Annotated in this window: 14 protein-coding genes; 8 read left to right on the top strand and 6 right to left on the bottom strand. The window is 47.9% G+C overall.

Translation table 11 applies throughout. The annotated features are described in order from the left end of the window. Positions 1-74 precede the first annotated feature (74 nt). Positions 75-5,240, bottom strand: coding sequence for a DUF4062 domain-containing protein (locus tag L0156_24935; GenBank protein ID MCI0606246.1), 5,166 nt, complete (start codon positions 5,238-5,240; stop codon positions 75-77). A 120-nt stretch (positions 5,241-5,360) separates the two neighbouring features. Here L0156_24935 and L0156_24930 point away from each other — a divergent pair, with 120 nt between their 5' ends. After that, positions 5,361-10,037, top strand: a complete 4,677-nt coding sequence (locus L0156_24930) for a DUF4062 domain-containing protein (GenBank protein MCI0606245.1) — start codon at positions 5,361-5,363, stop codon at positions 10,035-10,037. Positions 10,038-10,243: 206 nt separating this feature from the next. Here L0156_24930 and L0156_24925 read toward each other — a convergent pair whose 3' ends face one another. After that, positions 10,244-10,831: a phytanoyl-CoA dioxygenase family protein gene (locus L0156_24925; protein ID MCI0606244.1), complete on the bottom strand. Its 588-nt coding sequence runs from the start codon at positions 10,829-10,831 to the stop codon at positions 10,244-10,246. 426 nt (positions 10,832-11,257) lie between these two features. Between L0156_24925 and L0156_24920 the strand changes: the two genes are divergently transcribed. The 3 genes from L0156_24920 (at position 11,258) to L0156_24910 (ending at position 14,522) form a co-directional block, all read left to right on the top strand. Next, positions 11,258-12,121 (top strand): RNA polymerase sigma factor RpoD/SigA, encoded by an 864-nt coding sequence (locus tag L0156_24920; protein MCI0606243.1) that lies wholly within the window; start codon positions 11,258-11,260, stop codon positions 12,119-12,121. Positions 12,122-12,558: 437 nt separating this feature from the next. Next, positions 12,559-14,340, top strand: a complete 1,782-nt coding sequence (locus tag L0156_24915; GenBank protein ID MCI0606242.1) for a carbamoyltransferase — start codon at positions 12,559-12,561, stop codon at positions 14,338-14,340. 2 nt (positions 14,341-14,342) lie between these two features. Next, positions 14,343-14,522, top strand: a complete 180-nt coding sequence (locus L0156_24910; GenBank protein MCI0606241.1) for a DUF5989 family protein — start codon at positions 14,343-14,345, stop codon at positions 14,520-14,522. A 141-nt stretch (positions 14,523-14,663) separates the two neighbouring features. Here L0156_24910 and L0156_24905 read toward each other — a convergent pair whose 3' ends face one another. Together L0156_24905 and phoU are read right to left on the bottom strand one after the other, a co-directional pair. Continuing rightward, the gene (locus tag L0156_24905) at positions 14,664-14,963 is read right to left on the bottom strand and encodes a metalloregulator ArsR/SmtB family transcription factor (GenBank protein ID MCI0606240.1); all 300 of its coding nucleotides are present in this window, start codon (positions 14,961-14,963) and stop codon (positions 14,664-14,666) included. A 124-nt stretch (positions 14,964-15,087) separates the two neighbouring features. Next, on the bottom strand, positions 15,088-15,753 hold the full coding sequence (gene phoU, locus L0156_24900) for a phosphate signaling complex protein PhoU (GenBank protein ID MCI0606239.1): 666 nt from the start codon (positions 15,751-15,753) through the stop codon (positions 15,088-15,090). Positions 15,754-15,964: 211 nt separating this feature from the next. Here phoU and L0156_24895 point away from each other — a divergent pair, with 211 nt between their 5' ends. From L0156_24895 to pstB, 4 genes are read left to right on the top strand one after another with little or no spacing between them, the layout of a single operon-like run. After that, positions 15,965-16,927, top strand: a complete 963-nt coding sequence (locus tag L0156_24895) for a phosphate ABC transporter substrate-binding protein (protein ID MCI0606238.1) — start codon at positions 15,965-15,967, stop codon at positions 16,925-16,927. A 42-nt stretch (positions 16,928-16,969) separates the two neighbouring features. After that, a complete protein-coding gene (locus L0156_24890) occupies positions 16,970-19,297 on the top strand; it encodes an ABC transporter permease subunit (protein ID MCI0606237.1) in 2,328 nt (775 codons plus the stop codon). Positions 19,298-19,299: 2 nt separating this feature from the next. Next, on the top strand, positions 19,300-20,910 hold the full coding sequence (pstA, locus tag L0156_24885; protein MCI0606236.1) for a phosphate ABC transporter permease PstA: 1,611 nt from the start codon (positions 19,300-19,302) through the stop codon (positions 20,908-20,910). Between the two features lie 13 nt (positions 20,911-20,923). Beyond that, complete coding sequence (pstB, locus tag L0156_24880) at positions 20,924-21,760, top strand: phosphate ABC transporter ATP-binding protein PstB (GenBank protein ID MCI0606235.1); 837 nt, start codon at positions 20,924-20,926, stop codon at positions 21,758-21,760. Between the two features lie 45 nt (positions 21,761-21,805). On the opposite strand, the gene L0156_24875 is transcribed toward pstB, so the two are convergent. Together L0156_24875 and L0156_24870 are read right to left on the bottom strand one after the other, a co-directional pair. Then, positions 21,806-22,216 carry a type II toxin-antitoxin system VapC family toxin gene (locus L0156_24875; GenBank protein ID MCI0606234.1) on the bottom strand — a complete coding sequence of 137 codons (411 nt, stop codon included), beginning with the start codon at positions 22,214-22,216 and terminating at the stop codon, positions 21,806-21,808. Then, entirely contained in the window at positions 22,203-22,487 is a 285-nt protein-coding gene (locus tag L0156_24870; protein MCI0606233.1) for a hypothetical protein, read from the bottom strand. Before L0156_24870 ends, L0156_24875 begins: the two co-directional genes overlap by 14 nt. Positions 22,488-22,572: the final 85 nt, after the last annotated feature.

Below are 22,572 nucleotides of genomic sequence, written 5' to 3'. Positions count from 1 at the left end.
GAGGAACGGCGCTCCATGAATTTTCAAACAAATCGGCCTGCTTTATCAAGCAAAGTAGTCGACTATCCCTCAACTTAATCTTTCCAGAATTTCCATCTCTTGTTAATTCGGCTGCGGCCGATAATAAAAGGATTGAGTCTGAGAAGGTTCAGGCACTGAGGACATGAAACGAAATAGTCTGGCGTTTCGGCCGGATAACGCTGAATGAATCTTACACCGCACCATTCGCATCTGGCTGTAAGATTTGCGCTCCACTCGGATTTATCAAAGTCAAATAAGTATCCACAGGTAACAATGGGCGCCTGAACTTCGAGTCCCATGATACGCAGAATGTAAATCAGGCCTCCTTTGTCGCCTATGGCAATCAATCTTCCTCCTTTTCCAGTAGAGACGGCATATACGGGTGCCTCTGTATAAAACCGGCTCACTTCAACACCGTTTTGAACGTTCCAAATTCTAACTGTGGAGTCTTCAGAGCCGGAAACAATGAAACGGCCATCGGGGGAGAATGCACATGCCTTCACACAGGCCGTATGGCCTTCCAGTGTGAATAATTGCTTACCTGAAATCGGATCCCATAGTTTGAGCGTCCCCTCTGATGATCCAGAAAGTAGTTTGCTGCCATCCGGAGAATAGGCGGTTATTTCCACCCATGAACTGTGACCGAGCAGCGTCTTTACAGCTTTTCCATTCGAAGGATTCCAAATCCTCAAAGTATGGTCGCTCGATGCCGAGGCTATCCAGTTTCCATCCGGAGAATACGCGCAATCGTTGATGCTATCCTCATGTCCGGAAAGTTTGCTAACTTGTGCCTTCTTTTGCAGATTCCAAATTCTGAGCGTCTTATCTGCGAGCCTGCATAAGATCCAAAACCCATCAGGCGAGAACCGGCAATCCTCTACTGGCGAATCATGAATCAGCGAAACGATTTCGAGTCCAGTATGTGAATCCCAGATCTTTACAGCTCCATCGTTTGATGCGGTTGCAAAACGAAGACCGTCGGGCGATAGCTTGCACGTATTTACCTGACCTCTATGGCCTACCAGAAATGCGGGCCTGTTGTCAGTGATTTCAACCTGATTTTGCAAATCCCAGAATTTTGGCCAGATATCCGGATACACAGCTACGGACAGGAGCTTTGAATTATCAATCGAAAAGGCGCACTTCTCCGGAATTCGACCAATCGGTACCCAATGAACCCGAGCAGTAGCAGCCTGTTTTCCACCGGAATCGGCGGGTATTTCCAGAACTCGGCGGGCCTCTTCGGAATCATCAAACCAAATTCTCACAAAAGGTAAACCGCCTGGTCCGGAGTCTAATCGCGTACGGAAATACTTGTGCCCGTTAAATGAAGCGACTTCCTTTCCGTTTTCTGCATTCCATAATTTGATCGTGCGATCCTCCGATGCAGAAGCAATCAACTTTCCATCAGGAGAAAAAGAGCAGGAAACGATCCAACTTTCATGCTTGGTCGGATGAACGGCTGACTCATCGATGAATGCATTCCATAATTTAAGGGTATGATCTTCCGACCCCGACAGGATCTGTAGACCATCCGGTGAAAACGCGCATGTATGTACTGGCCCCCCGTGCCCTCTGAAAGTTGTTATTTCGGTGTTGTCTTGAACATCCCAGAGCTTCAGTGTCCAATCATCGGATCCCGTAACAAGCATCGCTCCATCTGGAGAAAACGCGCAAGCGCGTACAACTTTTTCGTGGCCCTCTAGATTTGCAAGAGTCTTCTGGTCGGTGACATTCCAGATTCTTACAATGCCGTTCCATGAGCCTGTCGCGATGCGCTTCCCATCAGGAGTAAAGGTACAGGCCCATACATAATGATCATGCGGTAGGACTGCAATGGACTCTCCCGATCTCAAATCCCATACTCGCACATCTTTTTGTAACGCCGCTGCAATCCATCGCCCATCCGGAGAAACGGCAGCGGCATGTATTTCCATACTATATCCTGAAGCGATTGTGCGGATCTCTTTTCCGCTTTCTGCATCCCAAACTTTTAACTCACCCTCCCTTGTATCCGCCGCACTCGAAACGATCTGTCGCCCATCGGGAGTATAAAAGCATGACGTAATGCTTTCCTTCGGCCCCTCTAGAATGTGAATCAGACTGCCTGTTTCTGCATTCCAGATTCTCAGCTTATCTTGTTCCAGGCCCCCGCAACCGGATACAATCCGGCGGCCATCCGGTGAAAAAGCGCAGGCGTATACTGGCCGGGGATTGGAGGACTCCTGCGGTACGTCTGACCATACCGGACGATAAGTTCCCTTGCAAATTACTCGAACACTAAGCATCTCTCGCCCCGTTTCCCGGTCCCAAATCTTGAGTGAACAGTCTGATGAGGCGGAGAGAATCCGCCGGTTGTCTCGGGAAAACGCGCAAGCTCGGACATCGCTCCTGTGTCCGGCTAAAGTCATGAGGCATATGTCGGAGTGTTTCGGCTTGTTTAGCCACTCCATCCAAACGATGTTTTTTGTTCTCGACTCAGGCAATGATTGTGCAGCGGCCCGAACTACCGATCCGGTTTTCTGATTTACTGACTGCTGAAACGTCAGCGCAGAATCACGAAAAAGGATATGAGCCTGGCGTCGAACAAAATCCGCAAATTCATGAAGATTTGCCGGAAATTCAATGATTTGTGCTTGATGATCTTCGCTGGGCTGCCGAATGTGATTGGTAGGCTGCCATTCGGCATCCAACTCAAAAGAGTTCATCTGCAGTTGGCCACGGCACGCCGGACAAAGCATCTTTTTGCCCAAGTCTGAGCCACTGATTCGACTCCACGCAAGACAGCGCGGGCATTCAACCCCGATCTGTTGTTGATGTCGCCATGCAGTAACAACCAATGGACCGAACTGAGTGTTTCCGGCGTTGATCCGCGTGTAATCTCGCAACAGGTCATAGCCGAGCCCCGCTGTGCATTTTGCTTCGATAAAGTCCGGATCGCACAAGACATCTTCCAGTCTGCTCCATTTTTGCGCATACGTGAGATGATACGGCAATTCTGCAACTTTTCGTTTGGTAGGATATCCCGGCTTCTCTGGCAGGGGCGACAGTTCCCAGATAGGTAAGCTCGCAAAATAATCGGCGATGAGACCGTGCCAAGCCTTGGTCGGTCGTTTGGGAACGCGCTCCGTCTCTTCCTTTGCCACATAGCGTTGTAGAGTCGCGATTCTGAAACTTTCATAAAAATAATCGTAGCGACCTTCGCGACGCGCCAAGAAAAGACGGATCTGACGAAGAAATAAATGGATCGCATCGGCAGTAGCCTGTCGAATCTCATCGGTGTTTGCAAGCTTCAGTGCCTGAACAACGATTGTGTTCAGCTCATCGACCGAAAGACCATGGCGCGCATGCGCAAGTAATCCGAAAAGGAGCGGGACCGCTTCCTTCGGCTCGATGGCGGAATATGCGGGGTCTGTTTCCAATCGCTTTAAGACAGCATGAAAGGCGGAAACCGGCGTGTCACCAAAATCCTGCCGGATCTTTTCCGATAGATTCGCGAAAGCGCCAAAGACGCGCAGCTCCGATAAGACAACCTTCAGATAAAGTGGATTGATGGCTCCTGGAGATCCAATGAGCGCATCCAGAAGCTGGGGCTCCAAATCTTTCCAGTATCGTTCCAGATACTTTTCCACCAGCTCTTCGCGATCTTTTCGTTCGGTAAAAGGTCTTACTTCGGAGAGCTGTACGTTAGGATCCGACTGCATCTTCTTGTGAACTCGCAGCGACTCCTCATCATCCACCTTTAAGCTGACGATCATCTTGACGTTTTCGGGAAGCGGACGCGGAAGCCATGTCAAATCCGAAAGCCCCGATTCCAATTGATTTAAGGCATCGATCAGGATTACGGTTTTTCCGAACTCTCCAATCACACTGAGCAATTCGAACCAGTCGCGACGAAGCTCGTTGGGATCTTCCGAAATCTGTACATCCAGCTCCCGGTGAGCTTCCTGGATTCCACCGAGTAGGAACCGCATTAAGGAATAGACGGTTGACGAGCCATCGCTTTGACCGATGAATCGGGAATGAACGGAGTAATGCTTCCGGCAGCCATCCACCCATTTTGCCAGCAGTGTCGATTTCCCCATGCCGCCCGGCGCCGTAAGAACGAAGAGCCGGCGCGAGTCACTGTTCACATAATCGTCCAATTCGTCGAAATCACCGGCGCGTTGGACAAATCCTTCTACAATATTAGCAATAAACTCTTCTTGCTGATTCAGCTCTCGCTGCAGATCGGTGGTTTCTTCCACCTGCTTGCGATCGGGATATCGCTCCAGGATAGCTTGCTGGAGATTTTGTTTGATCAACACCGCCAGTTCGGTTTTGTTGTGAAGGAAGTTCGCAAGGCGGCCTTTTGTCAAAGCAGCATTGTAGGTGTTCGCATATGGGCGCTTGGGTTCGGGAATGCTCACTTCCGTTTCGCTGAGTCCAAGATTGGCGAAGCGATTCCACGTGTTGCGCCATCGTTTGATGTTGTCTTCTTGTAGATGAGGGCAATGCAGGGGCATGGTGATCTCAGGCGTCTGCAGATCGTCGCGCCAGGTTGTAGAATAATGAATCGGTCGATGAGGAGTTCCGCGAGTTTCAATTTCATTCCTCAGTTCTTCCAGAGCCTGCCGCGAGGCAACACGCTCCGCCCTTTCTTCTTCGGTTTCCTCTTCCGGCACCACATCGTGCGTATAGAAGCAAAACAATTGTCGCGGAGCGTTGGCTAAGGACTTCAGATAGTCTAGGTCACGGAGGTAAAAGAAAGCATGTTGGGCCGGATCGTAGCGATGCAGGCGCCCGTTCTTGGGATCGCGCCAACCAAGCGGACGAAAAATGGCGTGCCGAATTTCCAATTCCGTAATGGAAGCGGCCGGATAACTGCTCAATTCGCGCTCAAGTTCCGGAAATTCGTCGAACGTGTCGGAAGAGATTCCATCCTTACCCGGAGCCCAGCCATGGCGCTGCCCTAAAAAGCAAAGAAAGAAGGGGCGACAATCGTTGATACGCTGCAAGCACACCTTTAAGGCTCGCCTGCTGGCGGCATCTGCTTCCGTTACTCCCCAGCGCAAATCGATATCGATGAGACGGAGTTTGCGCTGCTCACACCATTCGCGTAGATCCGGAAATACACGCTTGACGAGATAGTCGCGCTCGGCATGCATGTCGTTGAAGGTGCTACTAATAAATACGTAGACGTTCTCCCATTTGAGCGGCACTGTAGGGGCAGCCTGCATGGCTTGGTTACAGATTAGCCCAGCCCGGAAATAACGTCAAAAGAGTGACGGAAATGTATTTTGAAGTTGAATGCGACGGCAGGACGCCAGGTTTAGTAAAATGAGAAAGAGGAAAACAAAGTGCGTAAGGGCTGGAAGAACGTCCGAGTGTTCATCTCATCAACCTTCCGTGACATGCACCTGGAACGAGATCATCTCGTTCGTTTTGTCTTCCCTGAACTAAAAGAACGGTGCAGGGTGAGGCGCATTCATTTAATCGATGTTGATCTGCGGTGGGGGGTTACCGAAAAGGATGCTCAGGATGGAAAGGCATTGGATATTTGTCTGGATGAGATTGATACTTGTCGCCCTTATTTTATCGGAATTTTGGGGCATCGCTATGGCTATATTCCACAAGGTCATGATCATTCCATCACCGCCCAGGAAATTTATCACGGCGTACTGCATACGAACATTCCGCGTCAAGTTGTCGATCTCAGAAAAATTTTGGAAGAGAAGCTGGGAGGCGTCTCCCTTACAAATGAAGAAAAAAATTGCCTTGCCAGGTGTTACAGATGGGATGCCGAAAAGAATAAATATTTGATAGGCGCCGATACCACCCCTCAAGAGATCGAAATCATCCGGTCAGCATTCTCAAGATACTCCATCTATCAACGCGACCGCAGCTTCTTCTTCTTTCGCAGTGAATCCCTGACCCGGAAAATTGCGAAAGGAAAGGAATCGGATTTCTTCGAGCAGAGTCCGGACACTCAAAAAAAACTTTCCACTCTTAAAGAAGAAATTGCAAAGGAAGGCCTCCTTTATTTTGAATACGACGATCTCGAAATCTTTGGCCAGCAGGTGCTCAATACTCTATGGGGAAGAATCGAGGCCGAAGCAGAAGTGCGTTCCCAAAAGGAAGAGTGGGAGCAAGAAAATGAGCTTCATGAATTGTTCATGGCTGAGCGGACCCGCCGTTTTATCGGACGACTCGGCTTGTTGGGTCGAATGCACGCATTTTGTTTGGAAGATGGAGATCCTTCCATTCTTTTGATCGGGGGCGAACCGGGTTATGGAAAATCCGCACTGATGGCGCATTTTACTGATGAAGCAACCCGCGCTCATCCGGATTGGTTGATCATTCCTCACTTCGTTGGCGCTTCACCCGATTCCACGAACATCCGGAAGATGCTTCATCGAATCTGTACTCACTTAAGTCATTCGATCGGATCCAACGAGCCTGTGCCACAGGAGATGAAGGAACTCGTGAATCGATTTCCGGAATTACTAACAACAGCATCCCAAGATCTGAGAATACTCATCGTAATTGATGCGCTAAATCAACTTCAAAATTCTGGTGACCCCGAATCCCTGAGTTGGCTCTCGCCACAGCTTCCGGGAAACGTCCGATTCATCCTGAGCACAGTGCAAGGTGATGTGCGGAATGCTTTGCTGGCGCGACGGAAACAGGTGCAAGAGGAAGTCGTTACAGGATTAGCCCCATTGGAAATTCAACAGCTGGTGGAGAGGTATTTAAAAGAGATCCGTCATCATTTTCCGACAGGAGACGTCGAACATGCTTTCTATGGAAAAGTGAAGTCCGGCAATCCTTTATACATACTTGTTGCGCTTGAAGAATTGCGTGTGTTTGGCCAGTTTGATGAACTCCGGAACAAAGTGGATCTACTGCCTGACACATTGCCGTTGTTATTCGATCAAGTACTTGAGCGGATCGAACAGGATTTCAATCCTGATTTGGTATCGGATTGCATGAAATTCATCGCTTGCGGACGGTACGGGATGACGTCAGATGAAATGCAAACACTCTTGAAGCATCATGCGCCTGTATTAGAAGCGACCGGCGAAACGGTCAAATTGCCGGATATGTTGTGGACACGCCTTTATCGTTCGTTTAGTTCTTATCTTTTTGAACGTTCCGGTGTCATCGATTTTTTTCACGGTCAACTAAAAGAAGCTGTTGGGAATCGATATCTGAAAAATCAAGCAGATCGCGAAGCGATTCACAGGACGATTGCAGACTATTTTGAAGACCGGTGGCGTGAACCATACGAAAGAGCACTGGATGAACTCCCTCACCAACGAACAAAGGCTCAAGATTGGGAAGGAGTCGAAAGAACATTATGCGATTTGGTTTTCATACGGGCCAAGTGCGAAGCCGAAAAAATTTACGATCTGCAAGCCGATTATGAAACAGCGCTCAATTCGTGGCCGGGATATGAGCGCTATGATCCCTTTAATCCATACGGCGGGTATTCGGTTGGGCCGATGCCGAAATGGCTTCCTGAATGTACAGCTGCTGTTATCGCCGGAAGTAAAGATCCACATCCGGATAAAGGGGCCGGTCCTGTACTTGCGGAGATTGAATCATCGGGTCTATCCGGCAAGAGTTTTAATGCCGACAAAGTGCTTTTCGATTTCAATCAGACCTTGCCCGATCGGTATTTTGGTCTTGACGATCACCATTCAACGTGGGCCTTGAGAGCAATGAAATGGGCGCAAGAGGCGGAACTGAGGGACACAGACATGTTTGCCTCTGACGAGCCATCCGGAAGGGTAGCTCAATTTTCAGCCTTTTTTTCAGCTCATGCACACCTGTTGCTCGTTGCACCCGAACAGTCGATTTTTCTGGCCCGGAATCACGCCCGGGAAGGAGCGGTGGTCGAAACGGCTGAACCTCTGGCCGAAGCGTTAACGGCTCCGTGGATCGCGCGTGATCCTCGCCCGGGACCCGTTCCTACAGTTCCTGCTCTGATTCGAACGCTGCAAGGGCATCAGGATTGGGTGGAGGCTGTTGCTCTGAGCCAGAATGGGAAGCAGGTCCTTTCTGCATGCGGTGATGGAAATTTGCGCCTGTGGGATGTTGTTTCCGGAAGATGCAGAATCACCATATCCACAGATAGCCGCAACGTTTCTGCAACTCCAGACCTTAAGCTCGCTGTAACTTGTGGGAAAGGTCGCATTGATCTTTGGGACTTAACATCCGGCAGACGAATTTGTTTTTTTGAAATTCCTGAGCCTTCCATTCCTCATATTGCCATAACACACGATGGAGCGATGATTGTTTCGGCGGATCGAGTGCTCCGACTGTGGGACGTGGCGAATGCAACCTGTGTTCGAGTGATGGATGACAAACCGCGAAAATACCTTGGCATAACCGTAACACCTGACGGCAAACTGGCGGCTTGCTGGGATAAAAACGCCATCTACCTTTGGGACATCACCAGAGGAAAATGCATTCAAGAAGTGAAAATCGAGGACCTCGAAACACTCTGCATAACTCCGGATGCAAGATTGATCTTTGCCGCTGCAAACGAGGGTATGATGCATGTTTGGTCGGCTCCTGATGCTGAATTGGTCCGCGAGTGGCACACTCTTGGCGGCAAAATCACCAATGTGCGTTGCAGCTCCGATGGAAGAATTGCAGTGAGTCTCGATTGGATGGGTAACCTTAAAGTGGAGAATGTGTCAGAAGCGCACGAGGTACGACACTACGAAAATACACTGAGCGATGAACAGGGGATGGATTTCAGTCCGAATTGCCGGATTATAGCTTCGGCAGGCGGGCAAAAAGATATTCGAATCTGGGCGACATCCGGATTGAAGTCAAGGCCACTGCCGTCCGAAAAAGCAGCAAAGATTGCATCTGTTCCCGGAAGCATACGGTTCATTACGCTAGGTAGAAATCTGACGGTCTGGGAATCGGGAGCTCCAATTCAGTCGATTCAAGCACACAAGCGGGGTGGCTCCACAATGGCGGTTTCAGGCGATGGTAAGTTCGTGGCATCCGCGAACGACGACTCAATAAAGGTCTGGCACTTTGCATCAGGTGCTTGTTTGCGTGCCTGGGACGATCTGGGAAAATTCTGCGGTCACATTTATGGAGTTTCATTTACTGCAGATAACAGGATGCTGGTTACAGCGAGCGGCGATGGAGGAAGAAGTGCCTGTCTTTGGGATATCGTGACCGGAGAGCTGATCCACGCATTCGCATTGGGTCCCCTTCAAAGCATTGTCATTCGTGCAGACGGTAAAACAGCGATTTCGGCAAGCGGTAATCAGCTTTATGAATGGAATCTCCTGACAGGCGAACCGCTCAAAGCCTTTCCAGCAAGCGGTGTTAAGATCTCGATAATAACGGCTGATGGAAAATTTCTGATTGCAGGGCTGCAGACTATGGAAAGAACCGGCCCCGATAAAGCTCATATTTTTGGAGAGATCTGTATTTGGGATATCGATTCCGGAGAATTTTTAAAACGAATCCATGTCTCAGAAGATCCTACGGGTCAATTGTCTGTCACTCCGGACGGCAATTTTTTTATTTCCGGTGGATTCTATTCGGATACAACGATCCGTGTATCGGAGAGATCCTCAGGAGAATGTGTCGCGATTTATGCGGGCGCAGATGACGTTCCTGGAAGTATTACGCCCGTATCACCGGATGGGACATTTGCGTGCCTACTCAAAAACGATGATATTCATGTTTTGCATCTTAGAAACCTTCATCTGGATGCACCGGTTATCACTCCTGTCTACCGCTACCATTTCCAATTATCCGATTTCTTGCCACAGAGCAAATGGAAAGAACGTGTAACAGCGAGAGATTCTGAGGAGCCGCCACTTTTTTCTGGTTCCGATGAAATCCCGGGACATTATGAAGATGCTCTCTCCTGCGTATGTCCGTTTTGTGGCAACTGTTTCATGCCTTCTGAAAACACGGAGCCATGTGAATGCCCTCATTGCGGGAAACAATTGAAGTTGAATCCTTTTTGTGTAGATAACCGGATTCTGTTTCGTTGATTATCTCAGTTGATCTAGCGGGGCCACCAGAATCATCCGGCATGTTGCATCGGTTGAGTTTGCAGTTGAGATTTGAATCGCAGGCTCAACTTCCGAAGGAGCGCTGCTGGCATTGCGATGCCGCTAAAGAGTCGAACCCTGTAGAGTTATCATATCAGCTTACGCGCAGTTGACGCTTCAGCTTCAATCTGAAAAGTAATACAGGGTCACCATTTCTTGCCCAGCGCGAGACGTGGAACGTTGCTCGTATTCATTGGAGCTGCATGCGCGCAGAGGTAATGATAAAAAAGCACATCACCTGCGGATGCGGTCACTTCGACGGGATCACCCAGAGAAACATTGCTGAGATTCAAATTAAGATCGGACATGAATAGGTATCGGTCCGAATCGCTTCTGGCCAACGCTTCAATTGCCTTATGGGATTTGGGCCACACAATCGTTGCGCCTCCGTGCGCACGAGCATTGCTCAAATAACTGATAGACGCAATCCGGAAAGGTGGTGGGAAGATTCTGAAATTATCTTCTTTTAACGCATGATCGATGTGTGGTTCGGGCCACTGCCAGTTGCCCTCGTGTGGGAGTAGGACCAAAGCCCACGGCTGTCTCGGGATACGAAATGTCGATGGATCCTCATCCGCCAATTGCGCAGCTACCGCCCGAAACTCAGGCTGATAAACCGCGATTAGCTCCGGATCTTCTGCAGGTGCCTGCAAAATCGAGTCATAGCTCGACTCCGTTGTTGGACGAGCACCATTTTGTATGAAGCGCCGCATGGCTGATGCTGCTCGTGTCAGAATGTGTTCCGGTATGAGATCGCGTACAAGTAAGAATCCTTCTTCTTTGTAGATACGCTTTTGCTCATCCGTGACATGGATCGGAATTCTTTTAACGCGAAGCGTAAGCTGCCCCCTTTTTCGTTTCGCTATTTTAACATTCGCATGGTCTTCTCTTCTACTGGTGAATGATAAAAGTGAGTAGAATTTTCGACGTTGCGTTTCAAACCGGAAACAGGCCCCCTGACGGCACTTTTTAGGACGCTTGTATTCAAATAATTGAAATTTCCCTCCAAATACTCCAAATTATTACGATCCACTCGTCGACAAAAAGGGATCCCGCGGTGGCCTAAAAATTGCATATTCGGAAGACGATGAATAGGAGAAAAAATAGAAACAATTTAAAACTTTATAGGGGTCTAAACGTATCTAATAAGAGATAAGAAAATGATGCAGAAAACCAGGGTGATTTCAAAAGATAAGTCCTTGAATAGGGCGATGAGGCTCTATTTAAAAGAGATTTCAAAGATTCCTTTGCTGACTGCCGAAGAAGAAAAGGCGCTTGGTTACAGGGTGCAGTCAGGAGATAAGGAAGCTTTGCAAAAGCTGATCGAGTCGAATCTGCGCTTCGTGATTAAGATTGCGAAGAAGTACCGGAAGTCCGGACTCCCCTTCCTGGATTTGATCAATGAGGGAAATGTCGGATTGATTGAAGCAGCCAAGCGGTTTGACCCCGAACGAAAAGTTCGTTTTACATCTTATGCCGTGTGGTGGATCCGGCAGGCGATCTTACATTATCTATCGCAAGCGACCCAGGTTTACAGACTGTCGCCGAAAACGGCTAACATTTTGTATCGCGTTGCCACAACTTTATCGAAAAGACGGAGCGAACAAAATGAAAATCCAACCAGGGAAGCTCTTGCACTTGAAATTGGCGTAAGTTTAAAGGAATTAAATGCTTCTCTTGAAGCGACGGCAGGAACTTTATCACTGGATCATCCAATCGATGACAATGGTGACCTGACTCTCGGTGACGCTTTAGAGCAGTCGACAATTCCGTCTGCTGAAACAAGTTCTGCTTCGATCTTTTTGAAGGAACAAATCGAAAGATCGCTCGGCAAACTTTCACCGATGGAAGAAAAGGTGTTAAGACTTCGATTCGGTCTGGATGATGATAATCCACTTACATTAAAGCAGATCGGTGACAAAATGAGTTTGTCCAGGGAACGGATCCGCCAAATTGAGGCACAGGCCCTAAACAAACTGCGAAAGTCCTCCAGCGTCGGTTCCCTGGCAAGTTATCTCAATTAAGGTCCGGGAAAAAACTCCCTTCTCCCGGACCTTTCCTCTCCTAATCGTGGATCCTAATCGTGGATCGTAATCGCCGAATCGAATCGTAATCGTAGTTCATTCCTCGTTCGTCCCCTCGAATTACGATTATCGATCGACGATCTACGATACGATTACGATTATGATCCACGATTGATTGCTGCTATAATCTCTGTTCATTTTTTATGTCTTTCTTTGCACATTTCTGGAAGCGGTGGAAGGCTTTTGCTCATAAAGTCGGAAACTTTCAAGCGAGAGTAATCTTAATACTCTTTTATTTCGTGATTTTAGCTCCTTTTGCGTTGATCATGAAGCGGGCGGATCCGCTGGGGATTCGCAAGAGTTCCAAGCACGGGTGGCAAGAACGAACTCCCGATTCCACTGCTCCACTTGAAAGAGCCGTGCGACAGTGGTGAAGAATGCAAATACTCGGGATCTCTTGTTACTTTCATGATGCTGCCGCCGCTTTATTCCGGGATGGCGTCTTAGTCGCCGCTGCTGAAGAAGAGCGCTTCACAAGAAAAAAGCACGATTACGAATATCCGGAAAATGCGATCGATTTCTGCCTTCGTTCCGGTGGAATCGAAGCACGGGATCTCGACTACGTGGTTTTTTTTGAAAAACCATTCATCAAGTTTGAGCGGCTTCTTTTATCCAGCATGCAGACTTTTCCGCATTCGCACAAAGTCTTTCGTGAGGCGATGGTAACGTGGTTTGGCGACAAGCTCTGGATCAAGCATTTATTGCAAAACCGTTTGAGTCTCCCTCCTTCCAAGATCTTTTTCAGTGAGCATCATCTTTCGCATGCAGCCAGCGCCTTCTTTTGTTCTCCTTTTGAAGAAGCCGCGATACTCACCGTGGATGGTGTCGGCGAATGGACAACCGCCAGTTTTGGAGTCGGCAAGGGCAGCGATATCAAACTGATTAAAGAGATCCGTTTTCCCCACTCGATCGGCTTGCTTTACAGCGCGTTCACGGCCTTTCTTGGATTCGAAGTGAACGAAGGCGAATACAAAGTCATGGGAATGGCGCCTTTTGGGTCACCAAAATACATCGATAAAGTTCATCAGCTCATTCACTTTGGAAATGATGGAAGCTTTGAGCTCAACATGGACTATTTTTCCTTTCATTACTCCACGGACCGCACCTACAGCCGCAGGTTTGTGGATTTATTTGGAGAGCCTCGCGAATCGAAGTCCCATTTCTTCACACCGTCAATCGGTTTTCCTTCTTATTTTGGAGAGAAGCCGTCCAACTTTGATCAGGCGGGCCGTTCGAATCAGCATTATGCCGATATTGCGGCAAGCATCCAGGCCGTAACCGAAGAAGCGATGTTGCGAATGGCAACGGCCTTACAGCGCGAGACCGGACTGAACAAACTTTGCATGGCGGGTGGCGTTGCTCTGAACAGTGTTGCGAACGGAAAAATACTTCGTGAGACGCCTTTCGAGGAAATCTACGTTCACCCCGCGGCGGGAGATAGCGGCGGGGCGATTGGCGCTGCAATGTATATGTATCATTCTGTACTGGGTAAACCGCGCTCCTTTGTGATGGATCACGCATACTGGGGCCAGCAGCATAGCGCCGGGGACATTGAATCTTTCTTGAAATCGGAAAACATTCCATACGAGCGGATCGAGAAGGATGAGAAATTGCTGGACCGCGTCGCCGATAATCTGCATCAGGGAAAAGTGATCGGATGGTATCAGGGACGTTTTGAATGGGGCCCGCGCGCTCTGGGAAACCGCAGCATTCTGGCGGACCCGCGCCGAAACGATATGAAAGATATTGTCAATGTAAAGATCAAATTCCGCGAACCGTTCCGGCCCTTTGCTCCTTCTGTTTTAGCGGAGAAAGCAAGTGAATATTTTGATCTGGACAATGCTGCAAGTCACTATCCCGCCCGGTTCATGTTGTACGTTGTGGATGTCCGGCCGGATAAGCAGGAAATTCTGCCTGCCATCACGCACGTGGACGGAACCGGCAGGCTTCAAACGGTTAAAAAAGAATTTAATCCAAGGTACTACAGCCTGATCGAAAAATTCGGAGAAGCAACCGGTGTCCCGGTTATTCTAAATACTTCCTTTAATCTGAAAGGAGAACCGATCGTGAACACTCCCAGAGAAGCCTACAGCACCTTCAGCCGGAGCGGAATGGACACGTTAGTGTTGGAAAATTATATAATAGAGAAACAGAACTGATCATGAATTGGAAGGAAAGTCTAGCAACTCGTTTTGGGATCGTGGGTGAGCTCATACTGTTTTTCTGGCAGCATAAGTGGTGGTGGCTCACGCCGATGATTCTTGTGCTTCTCGTCTTCGGCATCCTGATCTTTTTTGCCCAGAGCTCAGCGATCGCGCCGTTTATTTATACGCTGTTTTAGTAGCGTGCTGTGGGCGCCTACCGTGCGGATTTGCAATAGCTGCTCTGTGGGCAGTTTCCGGATCATACGAACCTGTGATCTTCGGTGTCCTTCTTTCTTGACTACTTGTTGTAGCAGGATTCTGTACGCGGCGCCCAAAACTCAAACAGTTTTTGCGAGTGCCTCAGCAAGAGAGGCAAGCAACTCTTCATTTCTCCAATAAAACATCCAGCGTCCCCTTTTTTCAGCGTGAATCAAACCGGCCCTCCTTAATAAGCCCATGTGATGAGATATTGCAGCTTGTGACAAACCGATTTCATTCTGGATGTCGCAGGCACACATCCCTTTTTCACTTCGAAGTACTAAATCGCAAGCACTTTTTCCTGGACGCTTCAAAAGCTCCAATATCCTGAGGCGGGTTGAATCACCGAGAGTCTTAAAAATCGTTTCTAAATTCTGCATGGAAGACACCGTATTAATATTCTTAGGGGCATCGATGGGTTTGTCAATTGTCGGTGGGGTGTACACATTTTTGCCGAGTGGGACCTATTTTTTCGACGTGCGGAACCGGAGCGCAAAAAACCGTCTATTCCAATTCTTCTGCGTGGTGGCGAATATCTTTGGCTTCGACGAGGTAAACCACATCTTCGGCAATATTTGTGGCATGATCAGCGATGCGTTCCAAATGTCTGGCAACAAGAATCAATTGCAAAGCGACTTGAATTGTTCGCGGATCGGAAATCATGTACGTCAACAGTTCGCGAAAAACTTGATTTTTAAGTCCGTCTACTTCGTCATCCCGTGTTACGACCTCGCGAGCCTTTGGCGCGTCACTCTCTACGAACGCATCCAGCGAATCACGAAGCATTGCCATGGCGATCTCCGCCATTTTAGGAATATCAATGAGCGGCTTCAGTAGCGGGAACTGTAACAAGACTTTAGTGTTCTCCTGGATGTTCACGGCTTGATCCGCGATTCGTTCTAGATCACCGGAAATTTTCATGGCGGCGATAATTAACCTGAGGTCATGAGCCATTGGCTGACGTAAGGCGAGCAACTTGAATGCGCGATCATCAATTTCCAGCTGCAAATGATTCACTTCATCTTCCAGATGAGGTATTTCGTCGGAGAGTGCCAAATCACGCTGTACAAGGGCTTGAACGCTCTTGTGAATCATTGCCTCGGCTTTTCCAGCCATCCTCAAAAGAGTTTGTTTTAATAGATCGAGTTCCTCATCGAAATATCTCGTCATGGTTCACCCAACTTTGGAATTATATACCGGTCCGAGAACAGCTTAGAAACAATTCCTTTCGACAGTGTCACAAATGCGTTAAATGACTGTTAAATCCAACGTCCTTATTTTACCTATCTGAAACATAGCTTTGTTATCCTTGCAATTACCGGTATCTAGACTTGAGTCTCCGCAATAAGCGGTCTGAACACATTTTGAAGGAGACGACTGTATGAAAAAACAAATTTTGGCAGTATTGATTGCTGTAGTTTTCTTTGCACCCGTCTGGGTGAGTGCCCAGATGCAGGTTGATTCTAAGCTAGAAGGTTATTCCCCTGTTAGTGGAATCTCAGGCAATATCAACAGTATTGGTTCCGATACACTCAACAATCTGATGACGCTTTGGGCGGAAGGTTTCAAGGCGAAGTATCCAAACGTAAAAATTCAGATTGAGGGGAAGGGTTCGACGACTGCTCCTCCCGCTTTGATTGAAGGCACAGCACAGTTTGGGCCGATGAGCCGTCAGATGAAACCGACTGAAATCGATGCGTTCGAAAAAAAGTACGGCTACAAGCCGACTGAAGTAAAAGTCGCAATCGACGCACTTGCGGTCTATGCCCACAAGGACAATCCGATTACGGGTATGACTCTGAGTCAGGTTGATGGCGTTTTTTCCGGCACGTATAAACGCGGAGGAAAAAATGTTACAAAATGGGGCCAGTTGGGCTTGAGTGGCGAATGGGCCAACAAACCAATTTCACTGTATGGCCGTAATAGCGCTTCCGGAACTTACGGCTTCTTTAAAGAAGTCGCTTTAAATAAAGGTGATTATAAGGCGACAGTGAAGGAACAACCCGGTTCTTCCTCGGTTGTTCAAGGAGTCGCCAGCGACCTGGGTGGTATCGGCTATTCCGGAATAGGATACAAAACATCCGGTGTTAAGGCCATTCCCTTAGGTCCAGCTGCAGGAAAGTTCTTCGAGGCGTCCTATGAGAATTGCTTAAATGGCAGTTATCCCTTGGCGCGGTTCCTGTACGTATACATAAACAAGGCCCCCGGCAAATCGATGGATAAGCTCGTGGGAGAATTCGTCCGTTTCATGCTTTCCAAAGAAGGACAGCAAATTGTTGTGAAGGACGGTTACTATCCGTTGCCGGCAAACGCTGTATCTGAAGTAATGGCAAAATTGCGGTAATTTTTAAGGGCGGGCAAAAGCCCGCCCTTATTGTTAACTCCAATGGATCAACTGCAAGCGATACCACCACCGGAAATCCCACCACGACAGCAAGAACCGATTCCAGAGCAGCCCACAACTCCAACTAGATTTCTGCCGTCCAAAACGGTCCTGTTCATTGACCGTTTTATGACTCGGTTTATTAAGATTGGCGGAATTAGCATTATTACAGCGGTTCTTGGGATCTTTCTTTTCATCCTTTGGCAAATTATGCCTTTGTTTCGCAGTGCGAAGGTCAAAGAATTGAAGACTGTATCCGTTCCAGATAAATCCTATAGGATACTGGGGATCGATGAGTGGGGAGAATTGCCTTTCCTGGTGGATGACACTGGAAGGATTTCTTTTGTTGATCTTGCAAGTGGTCAGATTCAGGAAGCCGATCCTAAGTTTCCGGAATCGAAAAATTTCTCCGCCTTTCGATACGACCAACTAAAACAAGAGATCATCTTTGGAACTACCGATGGATTCTTTTCCATACTTTCCATCGGATATGGAACCACCTATGAAAATAATCAGCGCAAGGTAGTGCAGAGTTTAAACGCGGGACAATTTTCACCCGTAGGTGTCCCAGGTATTCCCATCATGAAAATTGACTATGGCGACTCAGGAACAGAAAAACTGATAGCTGCCATGCAGGATGTCAACGGTGTCGTTGAAATCCATGCCGCTACATTTACCCAAACAAAGACTCTGTTCGGATCGGGCGAAACAACGGTTGGAAGCTCGTTTAACTTAACTTCTCAGGTAGGTCCGGATCCAGTAGATCTCGCAGTAAATCGACAAGGTAGCGAGATTGTAATCGCAACAAAGACGGGAGACATTTTTTATTTCACGCGTTCGGGTGAAGAAGTCCAATTCGTCCAGAAATTCCGTCCATTTGAAGATACGAGGGATTCCTCATTAAAATCGATGGATTTTTTGCTGGGCGGCGTTTCTCTGGTCTTTACAAATCACTCTGGAAATAATCGAATCTACAGTCTTTATATACCCGCTGGGGGAGAACGTAGAACATTCGGTAAGACGAAGGAATTCGAAGAATTCCCCGGTGGCGCTGATTATTATGCGCCGAGTATGCGTAATAAAGCGTTTCTAATCGGAACCAAGGACACCGCCTCATTGCGTTATGGGACAACCGAAAACATTCGATGGCAGCAGCAGCTTCCTTTTACGGCTCAACTTGCTGCACTTGGCGGCAAGTACAATCGTTTGATCTTTCTCGATACGGCAAAGAAACTCCATCTCTATGAGTTAGATGATCCTCATCCTGAATCTAATATTCGGGCTTTGTTTGGAAAGATTTGGTATGAAGGTTATTCACAGCCAAGTTACGAATGGCAGTCCACAGGTGGAACAGATGATTTCGAATCGAAGCTCTCGCTCGTTCCACTACTCATTGGAACTTTGAAGGGAACGTTCTATGCGATGCTATTTGCCATTCCGATCGCCCTCCTGGCCGCTGTTTACACTTCGCAGTTTTTGCACCCCAATTTTCGCATAATCGTAAAGCCGACGATGGAAATCATGGCTTCCCTTCCATCTGTTGTGCTTGGCTTTCTTGCAGCCCTCTGGCTGGCGCCAATTCTTGAAACGCGAGTTCCTTCGATTCTTATAGCCGTTATTTTGTTGCCCGCCATGGCATTGCTTTTTGGCTGGCTTTGGAGCTTGCTCCCCATTCGCTGGCGCGTTTTAATCAGGCCTGGATATGAATGGATCGCCTTCGTTCCATTATTTCTGCTGACAACCTACGTGGCATGGATCTTGGGCCCTGTTTTCGAACAATTATTTTTTGTTGTAACCGATCCTTCAAGTGGCCAGAAATTGGCTGATTTTCGGCGGTGGTGGGTTCAGGCGACCGGACTTCCCTTTGAGCAGCGGAATTCGCTGGTTGTCGGTTTCATGATGGGGTTTGCCGTTATCCCCATTATTTTCACGATTACAGAAGATGCCTTATCGAATGTCCCTGCAGCTTTGCGCTCTGGTTCGCTTGCTCTTGGGGCCAGCCGTTGGCAAACAGCAATGCGCATTGTGTTACCCACGGCTTCTGCGGGAATTTTTTCTGCAATCATGATCGGATTCGGGCGAGCGATAGGGGAAACAATGATTGTGGTGATGGCTACAGGAAACACCCCCATCATGGATTTCAACATATTTTCTGGTATGCGCACGCTTTCTGCGAATATTGCTGTCGAACTTCCTGAAGCGCCCGTGGAAGGGACACTCTATCGGGCGTTATTTCTAGGCGGAATGGTTCTGTTTCTTTTGACCTTTTTTATCAACACGCTTGCTGAAATTTTACGCCAACGCTTGCGTGAGAAATACAAGACGGTGTGACAATGAAAGGAAGTTTGAAAACTCCTGGTGAAGCGTTTGTTTGGTTCACATCCATGGGCCTGACCATTGGCTTATCCATGGTTGTTTTTCTTCTGTTTTCGATCGTTACCAACGGAATGAAAGTCTTCTGGCCGAACAAGGTCATGCACCTAAGGTTAAAAGACGGTAGTACAGTCGGCGGCACGTTGATTAAGGAACAGACGCAGAGTACTGAAGGCGGGCAGGAAGAGTGGCAGATATTTATGGGCAACAAAGATATCTATGGTCTGGCATTTAGATTTCTGAATCGCCAGGACATCGTTCAAACTGCTTATCCAAAAGAGGTGATGGTAATCGAACGTATCGAATATGGAGATGCGATCGGTGTTCCTGTACTCCTTGAAACGAAAGACGGGAACAAACTTGAGTCGAGAAATTCTGCCTTTCAAGCGCACCTTAAGAACGTCGTTGTTCAAGCGAATGACCGATGGAAAGACATTCGATTGATTGAAAAGAAGCAGATCGGAAGGATCAATCAGCAGATGGAAAGAATGCAGATACAAAAGCGCGTATTGGAAAATCAAAAGAAAATAGATCGGTCGAAATTGGATCAGATTCAAAAAATGATGGAACCTTTGCAGGCTGAATACGAAAAGCTTGCTCAAAAGGCCTCCCAGCTGCGTTCCGGACAGGAACAAGATTTCTTAACGTACCGTTTGCTTGATGGCCAGGAAAAACGCTTGGCTATTGGACAAGTTGTCCATATACATTATCCGAACCAAATGGGAACTCTGGAACGACTGGGATATGCCTTGCGTAAATTCTGGCTCTTTTTGAGTGATGAACCTCGGGAAGCAAATACAGAAGGCGGCATTTTTCCCGCTATCTTTGGAACGTTTGTGATGACTTTGCTTTTGAGCATAGCGGTGACCCCTTTCGGAGTTCTGGCTGCGATCTACTTGCGGGAGTATGCGAAGCAGGGGGTTTTTGTACGATCTGTCAGGATTGCTGTAAATAACCTTGCTGGAGTTCCATCGATTGTTTTTGGTGTGTTTGGACTAGGCTTTTTTGTATATATGGTAGGTGGAACCATCGACAGATTTTTTTTTAGCAATTATTTGCCCGCGCCCACGTTCGGAACAGGTGGAATTTTCTGGGCGTCGATGACGCTTGCATTGATGACAGTTCCGGTTGTGATCGTGGCCACGGAAGAGGCTTTATCGGCGGTGCCTCGCGGGGTACGAGAGGGTTCTCTGGCGTGCGGTGCGTCTAAATGGCAAACGATCCAACGTGTGGTATTGCCAGCATCGGCCCCAGGGATTCTTACAGGACTAATCCTAGCCATGGCTCGCGGCGCCGGTGAAGTTGCGCCACTGATGCTAGTAGGCGTGGTAAAACTTGCTCCGAGTCTCCCTCTGGATACAAATTATCCCTTTTTGCATTTGGATCAAAAATTCATGCATCTCGGTTTTCATATTTATGACCTTGGTTTTCAGTCGCCCGATTCGGAAGCAGCAAAACCGATGGTGTTTGCTACTACGTTCTTGCTAATTCTGTTGGTAGTGTTGCTGAACCTGGGCGCGATAGTGATTCGCGAGAGACTGCGGAAAAAATTCGCCACAGGCGCATTCTAAATATGGTATAGATATGAGCAAAGTGATGGATGAAATTTCTCCCAAACTGTTAGAAATCAACGTTCCTCAAAAGGATTCTGTGCAGAAAGGGATCGATTGGAATCTGATCCAGATCAAGGATTTCAATTTCTTTTACGGCCCGGCGCACGTTTTATTTGATCTCAATTTCTCGATTCCCGAAAAACAGGTGACTGCTCTAATCGGTCCTTCCGGTTGCGGGAAAACAACCCTGCTGCGGAATCTTAACAGGATGAACGATTTGATCGATGGAATTCATCACACAGGCGAAATTCGAATTAAAGGGCAGAATATTTACAATCCGCACCTGGAAGTGATCGCTTTGCGAAAACGGATCGGGATGGTTTTTCAGAAATCGAATCCTTTCCCTAAATCGATTTATGAGAATGTTGTTTACAGCTTGCGTGTGGCCGGACAAAACAATAAACGGGAACTCGATCGTGTTCTGGAAAACTCCTTAAAAGGCGCCGCCCTTTGGGAGGAAGTGAAGGACCGTTTGCAGGAAAGCGCTCTTAGTTTATCCGGTGGGCAAATGCAAAGGCTGTGTATTGCGCGCGCGATCGCAAACAGTCCGGAAATCTTATTGATGGATGAGCCCTGTTCGGCGCTTGATCCTGTCGCCACAAGCAAGATTGAAGAATTGATTCAGGACTTGAAGAAGCAATATACGATCGTAATCGTCACTCACAACATGCAGCAAGCCGCCCGCATTTCCGATTTCACGGCCTTCTTCTATCTCGGACGTCTGATCGAATACAACACCACAGAAAGGATCTTCACCAACCCCGGTCAGAAACAAACGGAAGACTACGTCACGGGCCGCTTCGGTTAGCTCTTTAACGCAGAGACGCAGAGTCGCAGAGAAAAAATCAAAAACTTACTTTTCTTCGGGATAAAGCGTCCAATTTGTGATTCGCAATCCGGCGATTCTTCTGAAATGCTTCGGATTATTGGTGACCAGAGTCAGGTTGTTGCCCAGGGCGCATGATGCAATCGCCAGATCAAAATCGTCCAGGGGTGTTCCCGATTTCTGAAGAGACGCTTTTAACATACCGAAACTTTCGGCAGAGTCCTTACCAATGGAAAGAATCTCAAACGAGTTTTCCAGTTTCCGCACAATCGCGAGGTTTGCTGTTACATGACTCGACTTGTAAGCTCCGAAATACAGCTCCATTAAAGTGATCACGCAGATCTTGATCGGGTCCTGCAGGTGATCTTGAAGATTCTTATGAACAGCGGCTTCCCCCTTCAGACTGTAGATGAGCGTATCGGTATCAAGAAGATACATCAAGACCCATTCTAAGCTTGCGTGAACTTTTTCTTGCCTTTCGTAGTTCTTTTATGATCTGTTGTGCCGGGCGAGCATCTTTCCAAGAACCTGAGAGTTCGAGCAGTACCTGCGCGGATGCTTTGGAACGATCGATTTGTTCCTTTCTGGCCAGGTACAACCGGAGCAAATGGACAACTTGCTGGCTAACGGACCGGTTCTCCGATTCAGCCAGCTCTTTCAATTCCGCATACAGATTGTCATCGATTCCCCTTACTTGCAGGATTGCCATAATTTTCTCTTCATGAAAATATATAGCATTTTCATGCAAACGCAACGAACGAACTTATTTTTATAGCGCCTTTGCACCTTCGCGT

Source organism: bacterium, from assembly GCA_022616075.1.
Classification (GTDB): Bacteria; Acidobacteriota; HRBIN11; order JAKEFK01; family JAKEFK01; genus JAKEFK01.
The sequence above is the reverse complement of the archived record's forward strand: the minus strand, read 5'-3'. Positions and strand labels throughout refer to the sequence as shown.

Coding starts and splice junctions, on each gene's coding strand:
- L0156_24895 (MCI0606238.1), top strand. CDS start 15,965: ATGAAAAAACAAATTTTGGCAGTATTGATTGCTGTAGTTTTCTTTGCA.
- pstB (MCI0606235.1), top strand. CDS start 20,924: ATGAGCAAAGTGATGGATGAAATTTCTCCCAAACTGTTAGAAATCAAC.
- L0156_24905 (MCI0606240.1), bottom strand. CDS start 14,963: ATGCAGAATTTAGAAACGATTTTTAAGACTCTCGGTGATTCAACCCGC.
- phoU (MCI0606239.1), bottom strand. CDS start 15,753: ATGACGAGATATTTCGATGAGGAACTCGATCTATTAAAACAAACTCTT.
- L0156_24875 (MCI0606234.1), bottom strand. CDS start 22,216: ATGTATCTTCTTGATACCGATACGCTCATCTACAGTCTGAAGGGGGAA.
- L0156_24910 (MCI0606241.1), top strand. CDS start 14,343: ATGAATTGGAAGGAAAGTCTAGCAACTCGTTTTGGGATCGTGGGTGAG.
- L0156_24870 (MCI0606233.1), bottom strand. CDS start 22,487: ATGGCAATCCTGCAAGTAAGGGGAATCGATGACAATCTGTATGCGGAA.
- L0156_24890 (MCI0606237.1), top strand. CDS start 16,970: ATGGATCAACTGCAAGCGATACCACCACCGGAAATCCCACCACGACAG.
- L0156_24915 (MCI0606242.1), top strand. CDS start 12,559: ATGCAAATACTCGGGATCTCTTGTTACTTTCATGATGCTGCCGCCGCT.
- pstA (MCI0606236.1), top strand. CDS start 19,300: ATGAAAGGAAGTTTGAAAACTCCTGGTGAAGCGTTTGTTTGGTTCACA.
- L0156_24935 (MCI0606246.1), bottom strand. CDS start 5,240: ATGCAGGCTGCCCCTACAGTGCCGCTCAAATGGGAGAACGTCTACGTA.
- L0156_24920 (MCI0606243.1), top strand. CDS start 11,258: ATGATGCAGAAAACCAGGGTGATTTCAAAAGATAAGTCCTTGAATAGG.